Origin of the sequence: Rhodococcus sp. B50 (assembly GCF_013602415.1) — a bacterium.
Lineage (GTDB): Bacteria > Actinomycetota > Actinomycetes > Mycobacteriales > Mycobacteriaceae > Rhodococcus.
The window spans coordinates 130934-153837 of the sequence record NZ_WPAG02000002.1 but is presented as its reverse complement, the minus strand read 5'-3'; the positions used below and the strand labels follow the sequence as shown (position 1 = coordinate 153837).

The following is a 22904-nucleotide window of genomic DNA, read 5'->3' as shown; positions in this document are numbered from 1 at the left end:
GCATCTAGTCCAGGTCGTCGTGGCGCATCAACTGACGGGCGGCCTCGGTGACCGATCCGCTCAGCGAGGGGTAGACCGAGAAGGTCTGCGCGAGATCGTTGACCGACAGGTTGTTCTGCACCGCCAGTGCGATGGGAAGGATCAACTCGGAGGCGGTCGGTGCGACCACCACGCCCCCGATGACCACGCCGGTCGCGGGGCGGCAGAAGATCTTCACGAAACCTCGCCGCAGGCCGGACATCTTGGCGCGCGGGTTGGTGTTGAGCGGGAGCATGACGGTGCGGGCGGGCACCTCGCCCTTGTCGATCGTCGCCTGGCTGACACCGACGGCGGCGATCTCGGGACGCGTGAACACTGCCGCTGCAACGGTTTTCAGCTTGATCGGACTCACGCCCTCACCGAGCGCGTGATAGATCGCGATGCGGCCCTGCATGGCCGCGACCGACGCGAGAGGCAGCAGGCCGGTGCAGTCGCCCGCGGCGTAGATGCCGGGGACGGCGGTGCGGGAGACCCGGTCGACGGGAAGGTAGCCACCCCGGTCGAGTTCGAGTCCGACCTTGTCGAGACCGAGATTCCGGGTGTTGGGCACCGAGCCGACGGTCATCAGCACATGGCTGCCCTCGACGATCCGGCCGTCGGCGAGGAGCACGCGGACGCCGTCCTCCGTGCGTTCGACCCGGTCGGCACGGGCGTGCTTGACGAGGGTCACGCCACGCTCGGTGAGGACGTCCTCGAGCACGAGAGCCGCGTCCTCGTCCTCGTGCGGCAGGATCCGGTCGCGGCTCGAGACGACGGTGACCTGAACTCCGACCTCGGTGTATGCGGAGACGAACTCGGCGCCGGTGACACCCGAACCGACCACGACGAGATGCTCGGGCAGCTTCTCGAGGTCGTAGAGCTGACGCCAGGTGAGGATCCGCTCACCGTCCGGTTCCGCGCCGGGCAGGATGCGCGGGCTCGCGCCTGTCGCGATCAGCACGACGTCGGCGTCGAGCACCTTCTCCTCTCCGGTCAGCAGTTTGGCGCGTACCTGGTGGGCGGCCATGCCGGGCTGCGCGTCGACGAGTTCGCCGTACCCGGAGAACAGCTTGACCCCGGCAGCCTCGAGCTTGGTGCGGATGTCGGCGGACTGGGCGCGGGCGAGGCTCTTCACACGGCCGTGGACCTGCGGCAGCGACACCTCGGCGCGTTCGAGTTCGATGCCCAGGTCGGCGGCGCGGCGCATGTCGGTGCGCACACCGGTGGAGGCGATGAAGGTCTTGGAGGGAACGCAGTCGAAGAGCACACAGGCGCCGCCGATCCCGTCCGAATCGATCAGTGACACCGTCGCGCCGTACTGGGATGCCACCAGCGCCGCCTCGTATCCTGCGGGGCCGCCGCCGATGATGACGATCCGGGTCATTGTTCTCCTCTGTATCGATTCCGAAGGGTGCCGGGTCGGGCTGCACGTGCGCACCTGGTGGGCGCACACGTCGGGTTCAACGCTATGCCACCGACCCCGCCTCGCGCACAGGGACCGGCCGACCCTGCACGCTCCGGCTCTCCGGCGCTCCTCTGCTCCCCCTCCGACGACTCCGGCGGACGACGGGTTAGCCTTATCCTCGTGCCGATCTACGCCGCCTACGGGTCCAACATGCATCCCGAGCAGATGCTGACGCGCTGCCCGCATTCGCCGATGGCGGGAACCGGCTGGTTGCACGGTTGGCGCCTGACCTTCGCCGGCGCCGACATCGGCTGGGAAGGCGCCCTCGCGACCGTCGTCGAGGATTCGGACTCGAAAGTGTTCGTCGTGCTCTACGACGTGCCGGAGGACGACGAGCGCAGCCTCGATCGGTGGGAGGGAGCCGAACTGGGGTTCCACCGCAAGATCCGCGTGCGCGTCGACACCGCCGACGGCCCGGTCCTGGCCTGGCTGTACGTCGTGGACGGATACGAGGGCGGCCTTCCCTCCGCTCGCTATCTGGGTGTGATGGCCGACGCCGCCGAGATCGCCGGGGCACCCGCCGAATACGTGCGGGATCTGCGTACCCGCAACAGTCGCAATGTGGGTCCGGGGCGTCCCGACGGCTTCTAGACGCCGGCCGTCCTACCCTCCGGGATAGAAGGGCACCGGTCGCCGGACGCTCACCGTCACCGGGTCGCCCGCCTGCAGACCGTGCAGGGTGGTGCACAGGGCCCGGACGGCGATTCCCATCCCCTCGACCCGCACTTCGCTGTGTGCACCGCCGAATGCCGTGTCGCGCACCGTGAACGATCCGGCAGCAGGGCATTTCGTCGGCGCCGCCCCGACTTCGATCTGTTCCGGTCGCAGCAGGACGCGGCCCACGCCGTGTCCGGGCGAGATCAGCTGAACCTTCCCGAGCGGGGTCTGCGCGCAGTCGCCGAACGCCTCGGCCTCGAGCACGATCGCCTCCCCCACGAACTCGCCCACCGCGACGGATGCCGGCCTCCCGTAGACTTCCTCGGGCGAGCCCACCTGGGCGATCCGGCCGTCGAGCATCACCGCCAGCCTGTCGGCCATGGCCAAGGCCTCCGTCTGGTCGTGGGTCACGAGCACCGCCGCGACCGACTGTTCGCGCAGCAGCGTACGGACATCCGCGCGCAGACTCGCGCGCAGACCGGCGTCGAGCGCGCTGAACGGCTCGTCGAGCAGGACCACGGACGGTCGCGGTGCCAGTGCACGAGCCAGAGCGATCCGCTGCTGTTGCCCGCCGGAGAGCGCGCTCGGCTTACGGTGCCCCACTCCCGGAAGACCGACGAGATCCAGTAGTTCCTCGACCCGGCGCCGATGTTCCTCCCGCGCACCTCCGCGCCACGGCCGGTTCGCTCGCCCCAGACCGTAGCCGATGTTGCGCGCCACGTTCAGATGCGGGAACAACGCGCCTTCCTGCGGCACGAGGCCCACCCCGCGACGTTCGGGTGGCACGTCGGTCACGGTCACGTCGTCCACGGCGACCCGTCCCGACGCTGCGGGATGCAGCCCGGCCGCCACTCGCAACAGCGTGGTCTTGCCGCCACCCGACGGTCCGAGGACCGCGAGCAGGTCGCCGCGCGGCACGTCGAGGGTCACATCGGTGACGACTTCGGCGGCGCCGTACCGCGCGCATACATTCTCGATGGTCAGACCGGTCACTCTTCGCCTCCACTTTCCGCGTCGACCCGGCCGCGCAACAGACGTCCCAGCACCAGCGACGGCAGTGCCGCGATGAGGACGAGGATCACCGCATAGGGTGCTGCCGAGCCGTACGCGAGGGTTTCGGTATGTCGCCACATCCCTGTCGCGAGCGTGTCGTGCCCGATGGGGACGAGCAGCAGCGTCGCAGGCAATTCCTTGGCGATGGTCAGGAATGCCAATGCCGCACCGGCGACCACGCCGGGTGCGGCGATCGGGATCGTCACCCGCAGTCCGGTGAGCAATCGTCCGGAACCGAGAGTCGCGGACGCATCTTCGAGACCCCGGGGGATCGCGGCGACCGCCGCATGGATCGACCCCACCGCGAGAGGGAGGAACAGGACCGCGTAGGCGATCACCAGCATCGGGGTCTGCTGGTACCACTGCGGGAGCAGTCGGATGCCGAAGAACACGAGCGCCAGACCGACGGTGATGCCGGGCAGCGCGAAGCCGATGTAGGCGGCGCTCTCGGTGAAGCGGGACAATCGGGAGTGCGACCGTGCGGCGTAGATGCCCACGGGAAGTGCGAGCGCCGTGGTCAGCAACGCACCGAGCGCGGACACCCACAGCGTGTAGGTGGTGGCGGTCCAGATACCGGACCAGTCGACCGCGATCTGCTGTGACCTCCACAACCAGCGGGCCAGCCCCGCGACCGGAACTCCCACGCTCACGACGAGCAGAGCGGTGAGGAAGCCGATCGCCGGCCATCGCCGTGAGCCGAGCATCACGGGTTCGGCCGTGCGCGCGGTGCCGGATCCGATCCGCGCGGTGGCGCCGCGGCGCGCTCTCCGTTCGGCGACCGTCAGCACCACCGCGATCGCGACCAGCACGAGACCGAAGACAGCGGCGGGCGTGCGATCGAGAAGTCCCCGGTAGCTTCCGTAGATCGCCAGGGTGAACGCTTCGTAGCGCATCAATGCGACGGCGCCGAAGTCGCTGAGCGTGTAGAGCGCGACGAGCAGTCCGCCCGCCGCCGCGGTCGGCCATACCTGCCGCAAGGTGACGGTGAGGATGGCGGCCGGCCGGGACCGGCCGAGAGTGCGGGCCACTTCCTCGAGCCCCGGGTCGGCCGAGGCGAGTGCCGCCGCCACGGGCAGATAGACGTAAGGAAAGGACGCGCAGGTCAGGACGAGGGCAGCACCGACGAAACCTTCGAGCGCGGGGAACTGGGCGATCCAGACGAAGCCCGACACGTACGAGGGGATCGCCAAGGGCAGACTCAGGGCCAACGCGAACCAGCGACGGCCGGGGAGATCCGTGCGGGTCGTCAACCATGCGGCGGCGAGCCCCAGGATCAGGCATGCCACCGTGACCGTCACGGCGAGCGCGCCGCTGCGCCACACCAGTTCGAGAGTGCGTGGGCGGAACACGAGCGAGACGACCCGCTCGGGTCCGTCCGCGAACGCGCGCATCACCAGGTGCACGACGGGTGCGAGCGCGAACACGGCAACACCCAGCGCGGCCGTGGCCAGGATCGGCCGGCCGCGTCGGGTGCCGTCGCGCGGAGTAGCGAGGGTGATCAGATGAATTCCAGTTCCTGCAGGAGCGCCTGTGTCTCGGCCAGGGACGCCAGTTCGGCCAGTTCGATGTCGGAGGTCCCGATCTCGGAGAGCGGGCGCAGATCGGTCTGGGTTTCGGTCCCCTCGACGACCGGATACTCCGCGGTCTCGTCGGCGAAATAGGTCTGCGACTCGGGCGAGAGCAACGCCGCCACGAACTGCTCGGCCTGCTCGCGCTGGTCGGTGGTGGCGAGCACCGCGGCGCCGGCGATGTTCACCAGGGCACCGGGATCGCCCGCGTCGAAGAAGTGGAGCTGCACGGCGAGGTTGTCGGCGCCCTTCTCGTCCGCGAGCCCGTACCAGTAGTAGTGATTGGTGAGACCGAGGGTCACCTGGCCGGTGTCGACGCCCTCCATGAGAGGTCCGTTGCCTTCGAAGGCGACCGGTTCGTTGGCCTTGAACGCCTCGAGCCATTCACGGGCACCGTCCTCACCGCGGGAGACACGGAGTCCGGTGACGAACGACTGGAACGACGCGTTGGTCGGCGCGAAGCCCACCTGACCCTTCCACTTCGGGTCCAGGAGCCCGTCGATCCCGCTCGGCAGGTCCTGCGGCTGCACCTTGTCGTCGTTGTAGACCAGGACGCGAGCCCGGGCAGAGGTGGCGACCCAGGTTCCGTCCTCCGCGCGGTAGTTCTCGGGCACCTGATCCGTCACACTCGCGGGCAGCTGCTCGAGCAGACCCGAACGGTCGAGCAGGCCGAGCGCACCGGCGTCCTGGCTGAAGACCACATCGGCGGGCGATGCGGCACCTTCTTCGACGAGCTTGCCCGTGATCTCCGGCGTGCCGCCGTAGACGACGTCGATCGGGAAGCCGAGAGTGCCTTCGAGTTGTTCGACGAGCGGGCCCACCAGGTTCTCGCTACGCCCGGAATAGAGCGTGAGCGCCTCCCCGTTCGAAGCGTCCGGGGTGGTGTCGCCCGAGCCGCTGTCGCTGCACGCGGCGAGAACGGCGACGAGCGTGGCTGCCGTCAGCCCTGCGCCGATCCGGTGTCGAAGGGACATTGATTCCTCCTGGTATGGGTGAGCTCACACATCCTACCGTTCAGGTAAGCCTGAGCTCACTTCGGACTGCGTCACGCAGCGCCGAGAACCAGATTCGTCATCACCCGCACACCCACGGCCAGCGCCCGCTCGTCGAGATCGAAGGTGGGCTGGTGGATGTCCAACTCGGGTCCTGTCCCCGACCACACACCGAGCCGGCCCATAGCCCCCGGGACGTGCTCGAGATACCACGAGAAGTCTTCTCCCCCACCGGATTGCGGGGTGTCCGCCAGAGCGTCGGGGCCGGTCGCGCGGATCGCGTCCTCGAACATGCGCGCCGACCCCTCGTCGTTGACCACCGGCGGGACGCCGCGGCGGTAGTTCAGTTCGTAGCTGACGCCGGTCGGCGCGAGCAGGCCGTGCACGATTTCGCGGACCATCGGTTCGAGCAGCTCCCAGGTGTCGTGGTCGCCGGTACGGACGGTGCCCGCGAGCATGCCGGTGCGCGGGATCGCATTGGGGGCCTTGCCGGCGCTGACCGCGCCCCACACCATGACCGTGCCGGTGCGCGGATCGATGCGGCGGCTGAGCATCCCGGGAAGACCGGTGATGACGGCGCCGAGACCGTAGACGAGATCGCCGGTCAGATGTGGCCGCGAGGTGTGCCCGCCGGGCGAGTCGAGGACGAGTTCGACGGTGTCGGCCGCCGAGGTGATCGCCCCGACCCGCATGCCGACCTTGCCCGCTTCGAGACGCGGGTCGCAGTGCAGCGCGAAGATGCGTGAGACCCCGTCGAGACCGCCGGCCGCGACGACGTCGAGCGCTCCGCCGGGCATGACCTCCTCCGCGGGCTGGAAGACCAGCCGGACACCGACCGGCAGTTCGGGCATCGAGGCGAGGGCCAGGCCCGCACCGAGCACCACCGTGGTGTGGGCGTCGTGCCCGCACGCGTGCGAGACGCCGGGGACGGTCGATTCGAAGGGCAGGCCGGTGGTCTCCTGCATCGGCAGGGCGTCCATGTCGGCCCGCAGGGCGATCCGCGGCCCGTCGGCCGGACCGAGATCGCAGATCAGGCCGGTGCCGCGCGGGAGGACCTTCGGTTCCAGTCCGCCGGCGCGCAGGTGCTTCGCGACGAACTCGGTGGTGGCGTACTCCTGCCGGGCGAGTTCGGGATTCGCATGGATGTGACGGCGCCAGAGCGAGAGGTCCTCGGTGTGGCGGTCCAACCACTTCTCCACGTACGGATTCATCGGCGTCCGACCCGTTCGAGGAGGCGTGCCCGGTGGACCTGATCGGTCGCCGCGCGCACGGCGGTCGCTGCGAGCGCGCGCGCTCCGTCGAGCACTGCCCGATCGGCGGACTCGGTGACACAGGCGGCCGCGAACGCCGCCTGATGTGTCACCGCGCCACCGGAGTCGAGTCCGATGACCGGATGGATTCCCGGCACCACATTCGTCACGTTTCCCATGTCGGTACTGCCCAGGGGGCGCGCTCCTTCCTCCTCGACGGGCAGCGGTCGGCGCCCGAGACCGATGATCTCCTCACGATATGCCTGCACCAGCCACGCGTCGGGAGTGAGTTCGGTATAGGTCGGCGACACGGTCCGGATCCGGTGGTTGCATCCGGTGGCCAGCGCACCGGCGGCGAAGCAGTTGCGTGCGCGTTCGACGAGGTCGTCGAGGAGTTCACTCGTCCCCGCCCGCAGGTAGTACAGCAGTTCGGTGTGGCTCGGCACGATGTTCGGCGCGGTCCCGCCCTGCGCGACGATCCCGTGGATCTGCTGCCCGGGATGCAGATGTTGTCGCAGCAGACCGACCGCGACCTGGGCGACGGTCGCCGCATCGGCGGCGTTGAGCCCGTACTCGGGGGCGGCGGAGGCGTGCGCCTCCCGGCCGTCGTATTCGACGGCGATGTCGGCGAGGGCGAGCGACGTCGCGCCGGTGATGTCGAACGGGCCGGGGTGCACCATCATCGCCGCACCGACGCCGTCGAAGACGCCGCGCTCGAGCATGAGAACCTTGCCGCCGCCGGTCTCCTCCGCGGGTGTCCCGATGACGCGCACGGTCACGCCGAGTTCGTCGGCGAGCGCGGCGAGCCCGATCCCGGCACCCACGGCCGAGGCCGCGATGATGTTGTGGCCGCACGCGTGCCCGATTCCCGGCAACGCGTCGTACTCGGCGCAGAACGCGAGAACGAGTTCGCCGCTGCCGAACCGGGCGTCGAAGGCGGTGGGAAGGTCGGCGATGCCGGTCGTCACGTCGAAGTCGTGGGCGCGCAGCACCTCGACGATCTTCGCGGCGCTCCGGTGTTCCTCGAACGCGAGTTCCGGTTCGGCGTGGATCGAATGCGACAGGCCGACGAGGGTGTCGGAGGCAGCCTCGATCGCCGTGGCGTATTCGGTCGTCACGGGGTCCAGTCTGTCATGCTCACCGCACCCCGATCGATCGGTGCGTACGACCCCTCCGGCAGCTTCCCGGCCGTGATGGTTCGGCAGCTTCCCCGGCCGTGATCAGCCCAGCCGGAAGTTCGACGCGTCGGTCCGGATCTCCAGCGCCGAGATCAGCGGTGCGTGCAGTCCTCGTTTGATGCCCGACAGATTCGGTCCCCGGGTGGCGATGAGCGCCGAAGCCCGCTCGACCGCAGCGGCGAGGACGTCGTCACCGGTGACCGCCTGCTCGGCGATGCCCGCGGCCACGGCGTCCTCACCGCCGTAGCGGCGGCCGGTGGTGATGGCCTCGACCGCCGTCTGGATCGGCAGGCGGGAACGGATCAGCGCGGACATTCCGACGGTGAAGGGCATGTTCAGTTGCACCTCGGGCAGGCACCAGTACCCACGGTCGGCGCGCATCACCCGGAAGTCGTGCACGAGCGCGAGCATCGCACCGGCACCGAAGGCGTGCCCCTGGACGGCCGCGACCGTCGCCGCGGGGAAGGTGAGGAGACGGACGTAGAGATCGTGGACCGAGTCCAGATAGGTCGGCAGATCCGGCAGGTTCGCGCCGACCCAGTCGATGTCGAGTCCGTTGCTCCAGAACTTGCCGGTCGCCGCGGTCACGAGGGCGGTAGGCCCGTCGTGCGCCTCCACCTCGTCGAGGAGGGAATGGATCGCGGCGAGGCGGTCCGGGTGGAACCGGTTCTCGGAGACCTCCACGTCACGGTCACCGAGATGCAGGACGAAGACGTCGCCGTCACGTTCGAGGTAAGGCATGCGCGTCAGCATACCGCGCCTCCTTACCCGTGAGTAACATACTGTGAGCGATTAGGGTCCGATGCCATGGGAGCACCCGATCACGTCTTCGACCCCGCCGCGGCCGCCGATGCCGCAGCCGCCGCACTCGCCGAACGGACGGGAGTCGCCGAACACCCCGTCGCCGTCGTCCTCGGCTCCGGCTGGCGGGCCGCGGTCGAGAGTTTCGGCATCCCTGTCGCCACGATCCCGATGAGCGACCTGCCCGGCTTCGCCCCTCCGACCGCGGAAGGACATGCCGGGAACATCCACTCGGTGTGCGCCGGAGACAACGCCGTCCTCGTCCTCGCGGGCCGGATCCACGCCTACGAGGGCCACGACCTCGCCCGCGTGGTCCACCCCGTGCGCACGGCGGTCGCGGCGGGTGCCCGCACCGTCGTCCTCACCAATGCGGCGGGCGGGATCGACCCCGAGTTCTCCGTGGGGCAGCCGGTTCTCATCTCCGACCATCTCAATCTCACCGGCCGCTCGCCCTTGGTCGGTGCCCAGTTCGTCGACCTCGTCGACGCCTACTCGCCGGAACTCCGCGCCCTCGCCCGGGAGATCGATCCCTCGCTGCGCGAAGGGGTCTACGCCGGGCTGCCCGGCCCGCACTACGAGACACCGGCGGAGATCCGGATGCTGCGCACGCTCGGTGCCGACCTCGTCGGCATGTCCACAGTCCACGAGACCATCGCGGCGCGCGCGGCCGGGGCACGGGTGCTCGCGGTCTCGCTGGTGACCAACGCCGCGGCCGGCATCACCGGCGCTCCCCTCGACCACCTCGAAGTGCTCGCCGCGGGTCGCGCGGCAGCGACCCGGATGGGCGACCTCCTGCGTGATCTGGCGGCCCGGCTGTGACGCTGCGATTCGGCACCGCCGGTCTGCGCGGACCGGTCGGCGACGGACCGGACTGCATGAACGTGCCCGTCGTCGTCCGCACCACCGCCGGGCTCGCGGCGTGGCTCGAGGCGAACGGCCACGGCGGCGGCACCGTCGTCGTCGGCCGCGACGCCCGTACGGGCTCCGCGGAATTCCACACCGCTACCGCAGAAGTCCTCGCCGCCGCGGGTTTCGACGTCGTCGCACTCGGGCAGCCGCTGCCCACCCCGGTGACCGCCTTCGCGGTGCGGGCACTGGATGCCGTTGCGGGCGTGCAGATCACGGCGTCGCACAATCCCGCCGCCGACAACGGCTACAAGGTCTACCTCGCGGACGGGGCGCAGCTGGCCGCACCCGCCGACCGCGAGATCGAAGCGGCGATCGACGCCGTCGGTGATGTCGCGGACGTGCCCCGGGTGCCGGTCGTGCCGTCGGGCGACGAACTCGTCGATCGCTATCTCGCCCGGGTCGCGTCGCTCCCCCGCTGCCCGCACCGGGCGGTGCGTATCGCTCTGACGGCCCTGCACGGTGTCGGCGGTGAGACGGCGGTCGCGGCCCTGCGCGCCGCGGGATTCGACGACATCCACGTCGTGCCGTCCCAGTTCGCGCCGGACCCGGCGTTTCCCACCGTCGCCTTCCCCAATCCCGAGGAACCCGGCGCGACAGACGCCCTGCTCGCGCTGGCGGCGGAGGTCGACGCCGACATCGCCCTCGCGCTCGATCCCGACGCCGACCGGTGCGCCGTGGGCGTGCGAACTCCGCAGCGGTGGACGATGTTGCGCGGTGACGAGACCGGAGTTCTGCTCGGCGACCGCATCCTGGCGTCGTCGCCGCCCGGCTCGCTGGTCGCGACCACCATCGTCTCGTCGACCATGCTGAGCCGGCTCGCAGCTGCGCGCGGCGCGCGGTACGTGCAGACGCTCACGGGATTCAAATGGCTGGCCCGCGCAGGCGACGGTCTCGTCTACGCCTACGAGGAGGCGATCGGGCACTGCGTGGACCCGGAGGCGGTGCGCGACAAGGACGGCATCGCGACGGCCGTGGTGGCCGCCGACTACGCCGCCGCGCTGAAGCAGGCCGGCCGGACCCTCATCGACGCACTCGACGACCTGCATCGTGAACTCGGAATCCATGTCGGCGGTCAGGTGTCGATCCGCGTGGACGACCTGCAACGCATCGGCACCGTGATGACACGGTTGAGATCAGATCCGCCGACGAGCCTCGCGGGTCTTCCGGTGACCGCGACCGACCTCGCCGAGAGCGCCGGACCGATGCACACCGATGCTCTCGTCTTCGAGAGTCGCGAGGAGTCCGCCCACGGGCCGACGGTGCGCGTGGTGGTGCGTCCGTCCGGCACCGAGCCGAAGCTCAAGGTCTATCTGGAGGTGGTCACGGAGCGGGACCGCCCAGCGGCGAAGGCGGTACTCGACGCCCTGCGCGGATGGGCGGCCTCGCTCGGTGACGAGAACCTCTGATACCTGTCGCCCTTACCCGGTCAGGCCCGAACGCGGTCAGACCCGCTGCGGCACACCGTAGGTCACGACGGTGTCCCGGTCTGCGGTGACGGCCTTCAGGTACGGCCGGATCATCACCGGACCGATGGCCCCCGAGACCGAACCGTGCACGCCGGCGATCCGGATGGTCGTCGAGCTGCCGTCGAACTGGAAGTCCTCCACGATCGGGACAGACGTGATACCGCCGGGCTCGAGCGGGATCTCGATTTCCTGGGACGGGATGATGTCGCCGCTGAGCGAACCGCCCGAATCGAAACCGAGGTCGAGCGAGGCCCCACCTTCACTGTCGAGCTGGATGCCGACGCCCACATTGTTGTCCACCCCCCACGACAGGCTCGGGGTGACGACGGTGACCGTCGCCCCCGGTAGAGCGACCGGATAGCCGACCTGGAAACCGACCTCCACCGCCGTCCCGGCGAAGCTCGCGGCGTTCGGACCGGTGATCCGAACAGTCGCAACCTCGTCGTGGAAGAATTCGACACTCAGCGGTGAGCTGTCGAGCGGCGGCACCGATTGTGTCGAGGTGTCGGCCTGGATCACTTCGATCGCGTTCCCACCGTCCAACGGAAGGATCCGCGAGTTGTCGACGGCGGCCGCAGCCGTACCGTGACTCGTCACCGCGGCGAGGACGGCCACCGCGCTCACCGAAGCGACCCTGGCGCTTCCACGAATCAGTTTGCGAGAGAAAAACTTTGCCATTCCGCCGACCCCATCTCTGGCTGTACCTACACAGTGGACTTCACACGGGAGCACACCGAGCGTATGGAACAACCGAGACCGACGGGTTCTTTTTCGATAACGAGATGACAGCGGTCCGGTGTCACATGCGTACCGTCAGTCACACGAGTAACAGGTAACCCGGGGTTATCGCGGGCCGAACTGCCGGTCTCCCGCGTCACCGAGACCCGGCACGATGTACTTGTTCTCGTTGAGACCTTCGTCGACCGACGCCGTGACCAACCGAACCGGATGACCGGACGAAGCGAGAGCCTCCACACCCTGCGGCGCCGCCACCACACAGATCGCGGTGATATCGGTGGCTCCGCGCTGCGCGAGGATGTCGAGGGTGTGCACCATCGACCCGCCGGTCGCGAGCATCGGATCGAGAACGAAGACCGGAAGACCCGACAGGTCCTCCGGCAGCGACTCCAGATAGGGCACCGGCTCGAAGGTCTTCTCGTCGCGGGCGAGACCGACGAAACCGACCTGGGCCTGAGGGATGAGGGCGTGGGCCTGCTCGACCATGCCGAGACCGGCGCGCAGGACCGGGACGAGCAGCGGCGGCTGCTGCAACCGCACTCCGGTCGTCATAGCAACCGGCGTCCTGACCTCGAACGTTGCGGTGGGCGCATCGCGCACCGCCTCGTAGACAAGCATCTGGGTGAGCCGGCTCAACGCGTGCCGGAAGGCAGCGTTGTCGCTGCGTTCGTCGCGAAGAATGGTCAGGAGCGAAGCAGCGAGCGGGTGGTCGACGACGAGCGAATCCATGCCCGAAGGATAGAACGACGGAACCGACCGGCCTGCGGGTGCGTCGAACCCGACAGGGACGGAACCCTCCCGGAGGTGCCGAATCCCACAGGAGCGACGCGAGAGGCAACGAGGTGACCGAGTACTGCGACCAGGACGCGATACGGATCGACACGACCACTGTCAGGAGGTTCGGCGAGGAGGCTGCGAATCTGGCCGCGCGCCTCCATGAGGCTGCCGACAGGACGCGTCACGGCGCTCCCTCGGCGCTGTGCGCCGTACTGGGACCGATCGGCGCGCCGGTGCTCGCCGCGCTCACCGCCACCCACGACGCCCACACACGTGATCTCGGCCGGCTCGGCGCCCTGCTCGGCGGCATGGGGGACGCCGCGACGGCCTCCGCCGCCGCCTATGAACGGACCACGACCGAGACCGCCACCCGGCTGGACTCCACCTCGGAGACACCGTGATCGCGGGTGACTTGCTCGTCGCGCCGCTGACCGACCTGCTCGGGGCATTCGGCACCGCGGTGCCGCCCGGGGTCGACCCGGGCGAGATGATCCGTATCGGCGCGCATTGGGCCGAGGAGGTGCACACGGTCGGTCGCGACGCCGTCGCCGAGCTCGCCTGGGCCTGGTGCGGTCCGGCCGCCTCACAGGCGATCGCGAGTGCCGAGCAGGTGCTCACCGACGTGCTCTCGGCGGCCGATCGTGGCGTGGCGCTCGCCGGAATCGCGCTCGAGGCCACGGCCACGGCGCTCACCGGTGCAGCCGAACTGGCTGGTCTCGTCGACTCGTTCGTCACCTACGCCGAGCAGTCGGCACCCGCAACCGCTCTCCCGCAGGGACAACTCGCGCTTCTCGCCGTGGCGATCGATCATCTCGTCGCCGGGCTGGACGTGCTGACGCGGGTGACCGGCACGCTCGCGGAGCTGACCGATCGGGCGACCGCGCTCCTCCCGCCCGACCCCTCGGCCCCCGCCGCCGGACCCGGCGATCCCCGAAGCGCCGATCCTTCGGCCGCCGACGATTCGCGGGAGTTGCATGCCTTCCGCGGAGGATTCTCCGGCGGCGTCGAGGTCCGGCTTCCGGACGGCAGCATCAGCCGGGCGCCGAACGAGACTGCCGCGGCAGCCGTGCGCCACGCCCTCGCACAGCAGGGCACCCCGTACGTCTGGGGCGGCACGACGCCTGGTTCCGGACTCGACTGCAGCGGCCTGACGCAGTACGCCTACGCGCAGGCGGGTCTGGAGTTGCCCCGGTTGGCCCAGGAACAGGACGTCGGTACGCGGGTGGATTCTGCAGCTGCCCTGCCCGGAGACCTCGTCGTGTGGGACGGACACGTGGCGATGGTGGTGGGCAACGGCATGATGGTCGAGGCCGGCGACCCGGTGGCGGTGACGCCGATACGCACCACGAACGGCGCAATGGCGTTCCAGGGCATCTACCGGCCCACCTCCGGTTGATATCGACAGAAGATTCCCACAGCAAGGGAACCGGTCACGCTCGTGCTGCGTCCAACCCGATATGGACAGCACGACGACGGAACCGATCACGGCCACCGCCCACAACCCGACCGGGACGATCTCGGTGCGGACGACGGACGGCGGCCTGCCCGTGGACCTCCGCATCGACCCACGCGAGTTGCGTTTCGGAGCACAGCAACTGGCCGATCGGATCCTCGCCCTGAACAGGCAGGCCGCCCTCGAGGCCGCAGTGATCCGCGGCGAACGCCTCGCCGCCGAGGGTGTCCCCCGCGAGATCCTCGACCGGATGCGGCTCCCGTCCCGCGCAGACCTCGCAGCCGGGCCCGCCGACCTGCCCCGAGGTCTCGTCCGATGAGCGAACCGTTGGTGGAGGCAATCGTCGACCGGGCGCACGTCCGGCTCGACGCGCTCGAACGCACGATCGAGCGGCTCGACGCGCTCCGGGGCATCGCAAGCAGTCCCGACAGGCGCGTGACCGCCCGCGTGGACGGGTCGGGAGCGCTCGAAGGACTGTGGCTGTCCGGACCGATCGGCGGTGCCGATGCCCGGGAACTGGCGACTGTGATCCTCGCGACCGTGCACGAGGCCGCCCGGGACGCCGCGGCCGCGCGCGTCACCGCGATGGAGGAGCTGCGCGTGTCACTCGCCGTGGGCAACGACGCTTCCGACACCGCCGGCGACCACCCGGTACAGCGGTGAACCACCGACGGAGCTGCCCCCGGCTATATTCTCGGCGCCGACATGGCTAGGCTTCGCGCCATGGCTGGAGACATCGTCCCGATCGAGCTCGGTCTCACCGACGGCAACCTCGTGACGCTCTGGGCGCCGCGCTGGCGCGAAGGCGACGACGAGTGGGAGGCATTCCTCGGCCACGGCGATGATCTGTACGCCTTCCCGTCGGTCCCGGAGCTCGTCGCATTCGTGCGGTCGGGAGCCGACAACGACCTCGTCGAGCACGAGGCGTGGCCGATCGTCTCGAAGCTCGCGGCCTCGGAGTTCGAACCCGACGAGCCGCACACCTACGACCTCGTCGGCGTGCCCGAACTCGTGGCCGACGACCCCGATCCGGTCTCGGTGTCCGAACTGCAGGACACCTTCGACATCGTGAGCATCCTCGGCGACGTCTGCGATATCGACGTCGTGACCAAGTTCTTCGAACGCGAAGAGATCGACACCCTGCTGCAGCACGGCGTCTCGGCCTTCCGCACCCGTGAGGGTCTCGACTTGTGGAACCGCATCGGGACGGCGGTCGCTCAGGACTGGGACGCCGTGATCGACGCCCTCGACGCGGTGATCACCACACCCGCCGTCGACGCCGCGGTGGTCGCCGAGATCGAATCCGAGCTCGTCGCGGTCGACGAGAACGAGGTCGAGGCCGACGACACGGTCGAGGACGTCGACGCCGACGACGAATACGAGTTCATCGACGGAGACGAAGAGGACGACGGGTACGAGTTCTGGGGCAGGGTCGGCATCGACCCCATCCGGATCATCACGACCGACGGCACCTGGTACTCGCTGCGGTGCTACGTGAACGACGACGCCGTCTTCCTGGGTCACGACGGGACGATCGACGTCTTTCCGTCCGAGCGCGCGCTGGCCCGCCATCTCGCCGACAACCACGACCACGACCTCGCGACACTCGAGCCGTACACGGAGATCCAGCTCGCGGCCGTCGACGGTTCGCTCGACGTGACGGTCACCGACGACAACGTCTACGTGCTCACCGGAATCGCCGACGACATCTCCGAGGGTGTCGCGGCCGTCGACCCCGACCAGCTCGAACTCGCGGTCGAACTGTTCGTCGATGCAGCGAACTTCGCGGACGACGAGTCGACCGACGCCGCTCTCGCCGGGTCCACGGACCTCGGATGGTTCGTCAACCACGTGATCGAGCCCGACTCGGGGCGCCCGGAACCCAAGCCGCCGTTCGACACCGAGGCGCTCGCCTGGCGCGAACTCGAGCGCGAGTTCGAAGCGCGACTGCGCCGGCACTGACGCGCCCCGCGTCGGGCCGGCACTGACGCGACCCGCGTCGGGTCGGCACCGACGCGACAGGCGTCCTACCCGACGAGGACGGCGTATCCCGGTTTGATGACGTCGTCGATCAGCTCGAGCCGCTGGTCGAACGGGAGGAAGGCCGACTTCATGGCGTTGATCGTGAACCGTTCGAGGTCGACCCACCCGTAGCCGAAGGTGTCGACGAGCCGCACCATCTCGTGCGTCATCGTGGTGTCGCTCATCAACCGGTTGTCGGTGTTGACGGTGACACGGAAGCGCAGGCGGGCCAGCAGGTCGAAGGGATGCTCCGACAGGGCACGCACCGCGCCGGTCTGCACGTTCGAGGACGGGCACAGTTCGAGCGGGATGCGTTTGTCGCGGATGTAGTTCGCGAGCCGGCCGAGGGTTGCGGTTCCGTCGTCGCGCACGTCGATGTCGTCGACGATCCGCACGCCGTGGCCGAGCCGGTCGGTGCCGCAGAAGGCAACGGCCTCGTGGATGGACGGGAGCCCGAACGCCTCCCCGGCGTGGATAGTGAAGTGGGCGTTGGCCGCGCGGGTGTATTCGAAGGCGTCGAGATGCCGGCTGGGCGGGTTGCCCGCCTCGGCGCCGGCGATGTCGAAGCCCGCCACTCCGCGGTCGCGGAAGCGCACGGCGAGCTCGGCGATCTCCAACGACCGGGCCGCGTGCCGCATCGCGGTGAGCAGGCAGCGCACCCGGATGCGCCGACCGCTCGCCGCCACCTCCGATTCCCCGGCCCGGAAGCCTTCGAGGACGTGCTCGACGACCTCGTCGAGCGACAGCCCTTTCTCGAGATGCTGTTCGGGTGCGAACCGCACCTCGGCGTACACCACGCCGTCGTCGGCGAGGTCGAGGACGCATTCCCGGGCGACACGTTCGAGCCCTTGCGCCGTCTGCATCACGGCGACGGTGTGCTCGAACGTCTCGAGATAGCGCTCGAGCGAGCCGCTGTCGGCGGACTCGCGGAACCACCGCGCGAGATCCGACTCGGTGTGCGCCGGCAGCGACCAACCGCACGCGTCCGCGAGTTCGAGGACCGTCCGCGGACGGAGACCGCCGTCGAGGTGGTCGTGAAGGACCACTTTGGGTGCGGTGCGGACGAGTTCGGGAGTCAGCCGGCCGTTCATGATCGGGACGGTAGTCGGCGGCGGCCGGTTCCGCTCGGTCTCCGGCCGCCGTGCCCCTACGCCCGGATACGTTCGATCACGAGCGGCTGCCGGGCGGGCGCAGTGTCGGAGATGCGGACACCCTTGCGGAGGGCGGCGAGGGCGTCGGGAATACGTCCCGGAGTGTCGGTGTGCAGCGTCGCGACGGGCTGTCCCGCACGGACGCGGTCTCCCAGGACCGCGTGCAGTTCGACACCTGCCCCGGGCTGCACGTCCTGCCCCTGCCGTTCGCGGCCGGCTCCGAGGCGCCAGGCCGCGATACCGACCGCGTAGGCGTCGAGTTCGGAAAGCACCCCGTCCGCGTCTGCGTGGAAGGTCTCGGTGTGCGTCGCGACCGGCAAGGGTGCCGCCGGGTCGCCTCCCTGGGCGTTGATCATCGCGTTCCATCGGTCCATCGCGGTGCCGTCACGGAGCCGGTCGGCGGGATCGACGTCGTCGACACCGGCGGCCTCGAGCATCTCGCGGGCGAGGGCCAGGGTCAGCTCGACGACGTCGTCGGGCCCGCCACCTGCGAGTACCTCGACGGCCTCCCGCACCTCGAGTGCGTTACCCGCGGTCCGGCCGAGCGGGCTGTCCATGCGGGTGAGCAGGGCGGTGGTGTGCAACCCCTCGTCGGTACCGAGCTCGACCATGGTGCGCGCCAGCTCGCGGGCCTCGCCGAGCTCCTTCATGAAGGCACCGCTGCCGACCTTCACGTCGAGGACCAGCGCTCCGGTGCCCTCGGCGATCTTCTTGCTCATGATCGAACTGGCGATGAGCGGGATCGACTCGACGGTTCCCGTGACGTCGCGGAGCGCGTACAGCTTGCGGTCGGCGGGGGCGAGGTCGGCGCTCGCCGCGCACACGACCGCGCCGACGGCCGGGTCGGTGAGGATTTCGGCTATCTCCGCGGTGCTCAGGTCGGCCTTCCACCCGGGGATCGCCTCGAGCTTGTCGAGGGTTCCGCCGGTGTGACCGAGGCCGCGGCCGGACAGCTGCGGGACGGCGACGCCGCACGCCGCGACGAGCGGCGCGAGCGGCAGGGTGATCTTGTCCCCCACTCCCCCGGTCGAGTGCTTGTCGACGGTGCGCAGGCCGAGTGCGGAGAAATCGAGACGGCGACCGGAGTCGATCATCGCGGTGGTCCACCGCGCCGTCTCCGCCCGGCTCATGCCACGGAACCAGACGGCCATCGCCAGGGCGGACATCTGAGCGTCGGAGACCACGCCGTGGGTGAACGCTTCGATGACCCAATCGATCTCGGTGCCGGAGAGCTCGTGCCCGTCGCGCTTGCGGCGGATGACGGTGACGATGTCAGGCACGGCGGTCCTCGTTCTTCCGAACGGCCGCGAGATCGTCGGGACCGAACGCATCGGGGAGGAGGTCGGACAGGCGACGGGGGCCGTCCTGGGCGTCCACCTCGAGGTCGGGGCCGCCGTGTTCGAGGAGCACCTGCCGGCACCGCCCGCACGGGGTCAGGACATGGCCCCGGGAGTCGCACACGGCGACGGCCCGGAGGCGGCCTCCACCCTGCGCGAACAAGTTACCGACCAGTACACATTCGGCACACAGACCCAGTCCGTGTGAGACATTTTCCACATTGCACCCGAGGACCATTCGACCGTCGACAGTGAGGGCGGCAGCCCCCACCGGGAATCCGGAGTAGGGCGCGTAGGCTCGCTCCATCACCTCATGTGCTTTGGCGCGCAACATTTTCCAGTCGATGTCCGGCATGGTTCACCATCCTGTCACGGTGGCGTGGGCGACGGTAGACGACCCCTGCCGCGCCAGATCACAATTGGAAAGGCAAACCTAACTTCGCTTTTGGGGCCTGTACGAATGGGGCAGGAGATTAGTTCCCGAGTTTGGGATGGGTCTAGAGTCGATCCAAGTCGGTTCAGGTTCACGTCGGGCCCGTACTGCGGAATCCCCCACAGGTAGGAGCAGCTCGACGCGTCCACCATTGACGTTGGAGGCACAGCACTCGATGAGCAGCACGACTGAAGCCGCCCCCGCAAAGGCGGGGCGCACACGGTCGCTTTACCGGGGAGACCCCGGCATGTGGTCCTGGGTATTGCACCGGATCACCGGCGTGGCGACATTCTTCTTCCTTTTCGTCCACGTCCTCGACACCGCACTCGTCCGGGTCAACCCCGAGACCTACGACGCGGTGATCGAAACGTACAAGAATCCGATCGTCGGCCTCATGGAGCTCGGCCTGGTTGCGATGGTCCTGTACCACGCACTCAACGGCCTGCGGGTCATGCTCGTGGACTTCTGGTCGAAGGGCCCGAAGTACCAGCGCGTGATGCTCTGGACGATCCTCGCGATCTGGTTCGTGGTGATGATCCCCGCGTCCGTTCGCATCCTCTACAACACATTTGCGGGGCACTGACATGACCGAAGCGAAGACCCTCGGTAAGGAATACGACCGGCCCGCCGGTCTGGACAACCCGCGCTCGCCGCGTCGCGCCGCGAAGAACAACTTCGAGCTCTACGCCTGGTTGTTCATGCGCCTGTCCGGCCTCGCTCTGATCATCCTGGTCCTCGGTCACCTCTTCATCATGCTGATGCTCGACGAGGGCGTGCACCGCATCAACTTCGCGTTCGTCGCGGGCCGCTGGTCCAGCCCGTTCTGGCAGGTCTGGGACCTGTCGATGTTGTGGCTCGCGCAGCTGCACGGCGGTAACGGTCTGCGCACCGTCATCGCGGACTACGCACGTAAGGACTCCACCCGGTTCTGGCTCAACACGATCCTCGTCGTGTCGATGATCCTGATCATGGGCCTGGGCACCTACGTGATCTTCACCTTCGACCCGAACATCACGGCGAGCTAGGGGAGCCGAACCTTCATGCAGGAACATCGTTACGACGTAGTCATCGTCGGCGCCGGCGGCGCCGGCATGCGTGCGGCCATCGAAGCCGGCCCGCGTGCGCGCACCGCAGTGCTCACGAAGCTCTACCCCACCCGCAGCCACACCGGCGCCGCTCAGGGTGGCATGTGTGCCGCCCTCGCGAACGTCGAAGAGGACAACTGGGAGTGGCACACCTTCGACACCGTCAAGGGTGGCGACTACCTGGTCGACCAGGACGCCGCGGAGATCATGGCCAAGGAGGCCATCGACGCCGTCCTCGACCTCGAGAAGATGGGTCTTCCGTTCAACCGGACGCCCGAGGGCAAGATCGACCAGCGTCGCTTCGGTGGTCACACCCGCGACCACGGCAAGGCGCCGGTCCGTCGCGCGTGCTACGCCGCCGACCGCACCGGTCACATGATCCTCCAGACGCTGTACCAGAACTGTGTCAAGCACGACGTCGAGTTCTTCAACGAGTTCTACGCGCTCGACATCACCCTCACCGAGACCGAGAACGGTCCCGTCGCGACGGGTGTCATCGCGTACGAGCTCGCGACCGGCGAGATCCACGTCTTCCACGCCAAGGCGATCGTCTTCGCGACGGGCGGCTCGGGCCGTATGTACAAGACGACCTCGAACGCCCACACCCTCACCGGTGACGGCCTCGGCATCATCTTCCGCAAGGGCCTGCCGCTCGAGGACATGGAGTTCCACCAGTTCCATCCCACGGGCCTGGCCGGGCTCGGCATCCTCATCTCGGAGGCCGTGCGTGGTGAGGGCGGCATCCTCCGCAACGCCGACGGCGAGCGGTTCATGGAGCGCTACGCCCCCACCATCAAGGACCTCGCACCGCGCGACATCGTCGCCCGGTCGATGGTGCTCGAGGTGCTCGAGGGTCGCGGTGCCGGACCGAACAAGGACTACGTCTACATCGACGTGACCCACCTCGGCGAGGACGTCCTCGAGGAGAAGCTGCCCGACATCACCGAGTTCTCGCGCACCTATCTCGGCGTCGACCCCGTCACCGAGCTCGTGCCCGTGTACCCGACCTGCCACTACGTCATGGGCGGTATCCCGACCAACGTCGACGGCGAGGTCCTGCGCGACAACGAGAACGTCGTGCCCGGCCTGTACGCGGCCGGCGAGTGCGCGTGCGTGTCCGTCCACGGCGCCAACCGTCTCGGCACCAACTCACTGCTCGACATCAACGTCTTCGGTCGCCGCGCGGGTATCGCCGCTGCGGAGTACGCCAACAGCACGAAGCACGTCGAGATGCCGGAGCAACCGACGAAGTACGTCGACGACTGGCTCGACCTGATCCTGCATCAGGGTGGCAAGGAGCGGGTCGCCGACATCCGCACCGAGCTGCAGCAGACGATGGACAACAACGCGTCGGTGTTCCGCACCGAGGAGACGTTGACGCAGGCGCTCAACGACATCCACGAGCTGAAGAAGCGCTACAAGGAGATCACCGTCCACGACAAGGGCAAGCGCTACAACAGCGACCTGCTCGAGGCCGTGGAGCTCGGCTTCCTCCTCGAAATGGCCGAGGTGACGGTCGTCGGCGCCCTGAACCGCAAGGAATCGCGCGGCGGCCACGCCCGCGAGGACTACCCGAAGCGCGACGACGAGAACTTCCTCCGGCACACCATGGCGTACAAGGTGGGCGAGGACCTGATCTCCGACATTCGCCTGGACTACAAGCCGGTGGTCCAGACCCGGTACGAGCCCATGGAGCGTAAGTACTGATGACTACCATCGAGAAGACCGACGCAGGCGCTTCGACCCTGCCGCCCGTGCCCGAGGGCGCGACGATGGTCACCCTCAAGATCGCTCGGTTCAACCCGGAGGACGACAAGGGCCAGCACTGGGATTCGTTCCAGGTTCCGGCGCTGCCGTCCGACCGTCTGCTCAACCTGCTGGGCTACGTCAAGGGTTACCTCGACGGCACGCTCACCTTCCGCCGCAGCTGCGCGCACGGCGTGTGCGGCTCCGACGCGATGCGTGTCAACGGCGTCAACCGTCTGGCCTGCAAGATCCTCATGAAGGATCTGCTGGACAAGAACGGCAAGGACGTCACGATCACGATCGAGCCGATCCGTGGCCTGCCGGTCGAGAAGGACCTCGTCGTCGACATGGAGCCCTTCTTCGACGCGTACCGCGCCGTGAAGCCGTTCCTCATGACCACCGGAAACGAGCCGACTCGCGAGCGCATCCAGTCGCAGGCCGACCGTGCCCGGTTCGACGACACCACCAAGTGCATCCTGTGCGCGTGCTGCACCACGTCGTGCCCGGTGTACTGGAGCGACGGCAGCTACTTCGGCCCCGCCGCGATCGTCAACGCGCACCGGTTCATCTTCGATTCGCGTGACGAGGGTGCTTCGGAGCGTCTGGACATCCTCAACGACAAGGAAGGTGTGTGGCGCTGCCGCACCACCTTCAACTGCACCGACGCGTGCCCCCGTGGCATCCAGGTGACGAAGGCGATCCAGGAGGTCAAGCGCGCGCTCATGTTCGCTCGCTGATCACCTCGCACGTGAGCAGGCCCGCCCCTTCGGGGACGGGCCTGCTCTCGTCTGTGCTCACTCCCCGA

The 22904-nt window shown here is 68.8% G+C and carries 24 protein-coding genes; 12 read left to right on the top strand and 12 right to left on the bottom strand.

Annotation, left to right across the window (positions count from 1 at the left end; genetic code table 11):
• Nucleotides 1–4 precede the first annotated feature (4 nt).
• A complete protein-coding gene (locus tag GON09_RS01000; protein WP_213930211.1) occupies nucleotides 5–1402 on the bottom strand; it encodes an NAD(P)H-quinone dehydrogenase in 1398 nt (465 codons plus the stop codon).
• Nucleotides 1403–1603: 201 nt separating this feature from the next.
• Between GON09_RS01000 and GON09_RS00995 the strand changes: the two genes are divergently transcribed.
• Nucleotides 1604–2074: a gamma-glutamylcyclotransferase gene (locus GON09_RS00995; RefSeq protein WP_060651290.1), complete on the top strand. Its 471-nt coding sequence runs from the start codon at nucleotides 1604–1606 to the stop codon at nucleotides 2072–2074.
• A gap of 12 nt (nucleotides 2075–2086) precedes the next feature.
• Here GON09_RS00995 and GON09_RS00990 read toward each other — a convergent pair whose 3' ends face one another.
• The 6 genes from GON09_RS00990 to GON09_RS00965 all read right to left on the bottom strand — a co-directional run bounded on the left by GON09_RS00990 (nucleotide 2087) and on the right by GON09_RS00965 (nucleotide 8922).
• Complete coding sequence (locus GON09_RS00990) at nucleotides 2087–3133, bottom strand: ABC transporter ATP-binding protein (protein WP_213930210.1); 1047 nt, start codon at nucleotides 3131–3133, stop codon at nucleotides 2087–2089.
• Entirely contained in the window at nucleotides 3130–4584 is a 1455-nt protein-coding gene (locus tag GON09_RS00985) for an ABC transporter permease (protein WP_213934204.1), read from the bottom strand. The genes GON09_RS00990 and GON09_RS00985 overlap by 4 nt, the downstream gene beginning before the upstream one ends.
• 107 nt (nucleotides 4585–4691) lie before the next feature.
• Nucleotides 4692–5735: an iron ABC transporter substrate-binding protein gene (locus GON09_RS00980; RefSeq protein WP_213930209.1), complete on the bottom strand. Its 1044-nt coding sequence runs from the start codon at nucleotides 5733–5735 to the stop codon at nucleotides 4692–4694.
• Between the two features lie 71 nt (nucleotides 5736–5806).
• Nucleotides 5807–6964, bottom strand: a complete 1158-nt coding sequence (locus tag GON09_RS00975; protein ID WP_213930208.1) for a M20 family metallopeptidase — start codon at nucleotides 6962–6964, stop codon at nucleotides 5807–5809.
• On the bottom strand, nucleotides 6961–8121 hold the full coding sequence (locus GON09_RS00970; RefSeq protein WP_213930207.1) for a M20 family metallopeptidase: 1161 nt from the start codon (nucleotides 8119–8121) through the stop codon (nucleotides 6961–6963). Before GON09_RS00970 ends, GON09_RS00975 begins: the two co-directional genes overlap by 4 nt.
• A 102-nt stretch (nucleotides 8122–8223) precedes the next feature.
• A complete protein-coding gene (locus GON09_RS00965; protein WP_213934203.1) occupies nucleotides 8224–8922 on the bottom strand; it encodes an enoyl-CoA hydratase/isomerase family protein in 699 nt (232 codons plus the stop codon).
• 66 nt (nucleotides 8923–8988) lie between these two features.
• Here GON09_RS00965 and GON09_RS00960 point away from each other — a divergent pair, with 66 nt between their 5' ends.
• The gene (locus tag GON09_RS00960; protein WP_213930206.1) at nucleotides 8989–9801 is read left to right on the top strand and encodes a purine-nucleoside phosphorylase; all 813 of its coding nucleotides are present in this window, start codon (nucleotides 8989–8991) and stop codon (nucleotides 9799–9801) included.
• The gene (locus GON09_RS00955; protein ID WP_213930205.1) at nucleotides 9798–11297 is read left to right on the top strand and encodes a phospho-sugar mutase; all 1500 of its coding nucleotides are present in this window, start codon (nucleotides 9798–9800) and stop codon (nucleotides 11295–11297) included. The genes GON09_RS00960 and GON09_RS00955 overlap by 4 nt, the downstream gene beginning before the upstream one ends.
• Nucleotides 11298–11333: 36 nt before the next feature.
• Here the strand turns inward: GON09_RS00955 and GON09_RS00950 are convergent, their stop codons facing one another.
• Together GON09_RS00950 and upp are read right to left on the bottom strand one after the other, a co-directional pair.
• The gene (locus GON09_RS00950) at nucleotides 11334–11981 is read right to left on the bottom strand and encodes an MspA family porin (protein WP_213930204.1); all 648 of its coding nucleotides are present in this window, start codon (nucleotides 11979–11981) and stop codon (nucleotides 11334–11336) included.
• A 219-nt stretch (nucleotides 11982–12200) separates the two neighbouring features.
• Entirely contained in the window at nucleotides 12201–12824 is a 624-nt protein-coding gene (upp, locus tag GON09_RS00945) for a uracil phosphoribosyltransferase (RefSeq protein ID WP_213930203.1), read from the bottom strand.
• 113 nt (nucleotides 12825–12937) lie between these two features.
• On the opposite strand from upp, the gene GON09_RS28665 reads away from it, so the two are divergent.
• From GON09_RS28665 to GON09_RS00920, 5 genes are all read left to right on the top strand, one after another.
• On the top strand, nucleotides 12938–13273 hold the full coding sequence (locus GON09_RS28665) for a type VII secretion target (protein WP_213930202.1): 336 nt from the start codon (nucleotides 12938–12940) through the stop codon (nucleotides 13271–13273).
• Nucleotides 13270–14268 (top strand): C40 family peptidase, encoded by a 999-nt coding sequence (locus GON09_RS00935; RefSeq protein WP_213930201.1) that lies wholly within the window; start codon nucleotides 13270–13272, stop codon nucleotides 14266–14268. The genes GON09_RS28665 and GON09_RS00935 overlap by 4 nt, the downstream gene beginning before the upstream one ends.
• Before the next feature lie 61 nt (nucleotides 14269–14329).
• Entirely contained in the window at nucleotides 14330–14644 is a 315-nt protein-coding gene (locus GON09_RS00930; RefSeq protein WP_213930200.1) for a hypothetical protein, read from the top strand.
• Entirely contained in the window at nucleotides 14641–14988 is a 348-nt protein-coding gene (locus GON09_RS00925; protein ID WP_213930199.1) for a YbaB/EbfC family nucleoid-associated protein, read from the top strand. The genes GON09_RS00930 and GON09_RS00925 overlap by 4 nt, the downstream gene beginning before the upstream one ends.
• A 60-nt stretch (nucleotides 14989–15048) precedes the next feature.
• Nucleotides 15049–16287, top strand: a complete 1239-nt coding sequence (locus GON09_RS00920) for a primosomal protein (RefSeq protein ID WP_213930198.1) — start codon at nucleotides 15049–15051, stop codon at nucleotides 16285–16287.
• A 65-nt stretch (nucleotides 16288–16352) separates the two neighbouring features.
• On the opposite strand, the gene GON09_RS00915 is transcribed toward GON09_RS00920, so the two are convergent.
• From GON09_RS00915 to GON09_RS00905, 3 genes are read right to left on the bottom strand one after another with little or no spacing between them, the layout of a single operon-like run.
• The gene (locus GON09_RS00915) at nucleotides 16353–17438 is read right to left on the bottom strand and encodes an adenosine deaminase (protein ID WP_213930197.1); all 1086 of its coding nucleotides are present in this window, start codon (nucleotides 17436–17438) and stop codon (nucleotides 16353–16355) included.
• A 56-nt stretch (nucleotides 17439–17494) separates the two neighbouring features.
• On the bottom strand, nucleotides 17495–18778 hold the full coding sequence (locus GON09_RS00910; protein ID WP_213930196.1) for a thymidine phosphorylase: 1284 nt from the start codon (nucleotides 18776–18778) through the stop codon (nucleotides 17495–17497).
• The gene (locus GON09_RS00905; protein WP_213930195.1) at nucleotides 18771–19190 is read right to left on the bottom strand and encodes a cytidine deaminase; all 420 of its coding nucleotides are present in this window, start codon (nucleotides 19188–19190) and stop codon (nucleotides 18771–18773) included. The genes GON09_RS00910 and GON09_RS00905 overlap by 8 nt, the downstream gene beginning before the upstream one ends.
• A 253-nt stretch (nucleotides 19191–19443) precedes the next feature.
• On the opposite strand from GON09_RS00905, the gene sdhC reads away from it, so the two are divergent.
• Genes sdhC through GON09_RS00885 form a run of 4 tightly spaced genes read left to right on the top strand, consistent with a single transcriptional unit; the run spans nucleotide 19444 to nucleotide 22836 of the window.
• On the top strand, nucleotides 19444–19851 hold the full coding sequence (gene sdhC, locus GON09_RS00900) for a succinate dehydrogenase, cytochrome b556 subunit (RefSeq protein ID WP_159417853.1): 408 nt from the start codon (nucleotides 19444–19446) through the stop codon (nucleotides 19849–19851).
• Between the two features lies 1 nt (nucleotide 19852).
• Nucleotides 19853–20293 (top strand): succinate dehydrogenase hydrophobic membrane anchor subunit, encoded by a 441-nt coding sequence (locus GON09_RS00895; protein WP_213930194.1) that lies wholly within the window; start codon nucleotides 19853–19855, stop codon nucleotides 20291–20293.
• Between the two features lie 15 nt (nucleotides 20294–20308).
• Nucleotides 20309–22060, top strand: coding sequence for a succinate dehydrogenase flavoprotein subunit (sdhA, locus tag GON09_RS00890; protein ID WP_213930193.1), 1752 nt, complete (start codon nucleotides 20309–20311; stop codon nucleotides 22058–22060).
• Nucleotides 22060–22836 (top strand): succinate dehydrogenase iron-sulfur subunit, encoded by a 777-nt coding sequence (locus tag GON09_RS00885; protein ID WP_064063861.1) that lies wholly within the window; start codon nucleotides 22060–22062, stop codon nucleotides 22834–22836. Before sdhA ends, GON09_RS00885 begins: the two co-directional genes overlap by 1 nt.
• Nucleotides 22837–22904 lie beyond the last annotated feature (68 nt).

Bases quoted from the DNA above. Each gene is read 5' to 3' on its own strand.
- GON09_RS01000 (WP_213930211.1), bottom strand. From the start codon at position 1,402: ATGACCCGGATCGTCATCATCGGCGGCGGCCCCGCAGGATACGAGGCG.
- GON09_RS00985 (WP_213934204.1), bottom strand. From the start codon at position 4,584: ATGCGCGCGTTCGCGGACGGACCCGAGCGGGTCGTCTCGCTCGTGTTC.
- GON09_RS00980 (WP_213930209.1), bottom strand. From the start codon at position 5,735: ATGTCCCTTCGACACCGGATCGGCGCAGGGCTGACGGCAGCCACGCTC.
- GON09_RS00975 (WP_213930208.1), bottom strand. From the start codon at position 6,964: ATGAATCCGTACGTGGAGAAGTGGTTGGACCGCCACACCGAGGACCTC.
- GON09_RS00965 (WP_213934203.1), bottom strand. From the start codon at position 8,922: ATGCCTTACCTCGAACGTGACGGCGACGTCTTCGTCCTGCATCTCGGT.
- GON09_RS00960 (WP_213930206.1), top strand. From the start codon at position 8,989: ATGGGAGCACCCGATCACGTCTTCGACCCCGCCGCGGCCGCCGATGCC.
- upp (WP_213930203.1), bottom strand. From the start codon at position 12,824: ATGGATTCGCTCGTCGTCGACCACCCGCTCGCTGCTTCGCTCCTGACC.
- GON09_RS00930 (WP_213930200.1), top strand. From the start codon at position 14,330: ATGGACAGCACGACGACGGAACCGATCACGGCCACCGCCCACAACCCG.
- GON09_RS00925 (WP_213930199.1), top strand. From the start codon at position 14,641: ATGAGCGAACCGTTGGTGGAGGCAATCGTCGACCGGGCGCACGTCCGG.
- GON09_RS00920 (WP_213930198.1), top strand. From the start codon at position 15,049: ATGGCTGGAGACATCGTCCCGATCGAGCTCGGTCTCACCGACGGCAAC.
- GON09_RS00915 (WP_213930197.1), bottom strand. From the start codon at position 17,438: ATGAACGGCCGGCTGACTCCCGAACTCGTCCGCACCGCACCCAAAGTG.
- GON09_RS00905 (WP_213930195.1), bottom strand. From the start codon at position 19,190: ATGCCGGACATCGACTGGAAAATGTTGCGCGCCAAAGCACATGAGGTG.
- sdhC (WP_159417853.1), top strand. From the start codon at position 19,444: ATGAGCAGCACGACTGAAGCCGCCCCCGCAAAGGCGGGGCGCACACGG.
- GON09_RS00895 (WP_213930194.1), top strand. From the start codon at position 19,853: ATGACCGAAGCGAAGACCCTCGGTAAGGAATACGACCGGCCCGCCGGT.
- sdhA (WP_213930193.1), top strand. From the start codon at position 20,309: ATGCAGGAACATCGTTACGACGTAGTCATCGTCGGCGCCGGCGGCGCC.
- GON09_RS00885 (WP_064063861.1), top strand. From the start codon at position 22,060: ATGACTACCATCGAGAAGACCGACGCAGGCGCTTCGACCCTGCCGCCC.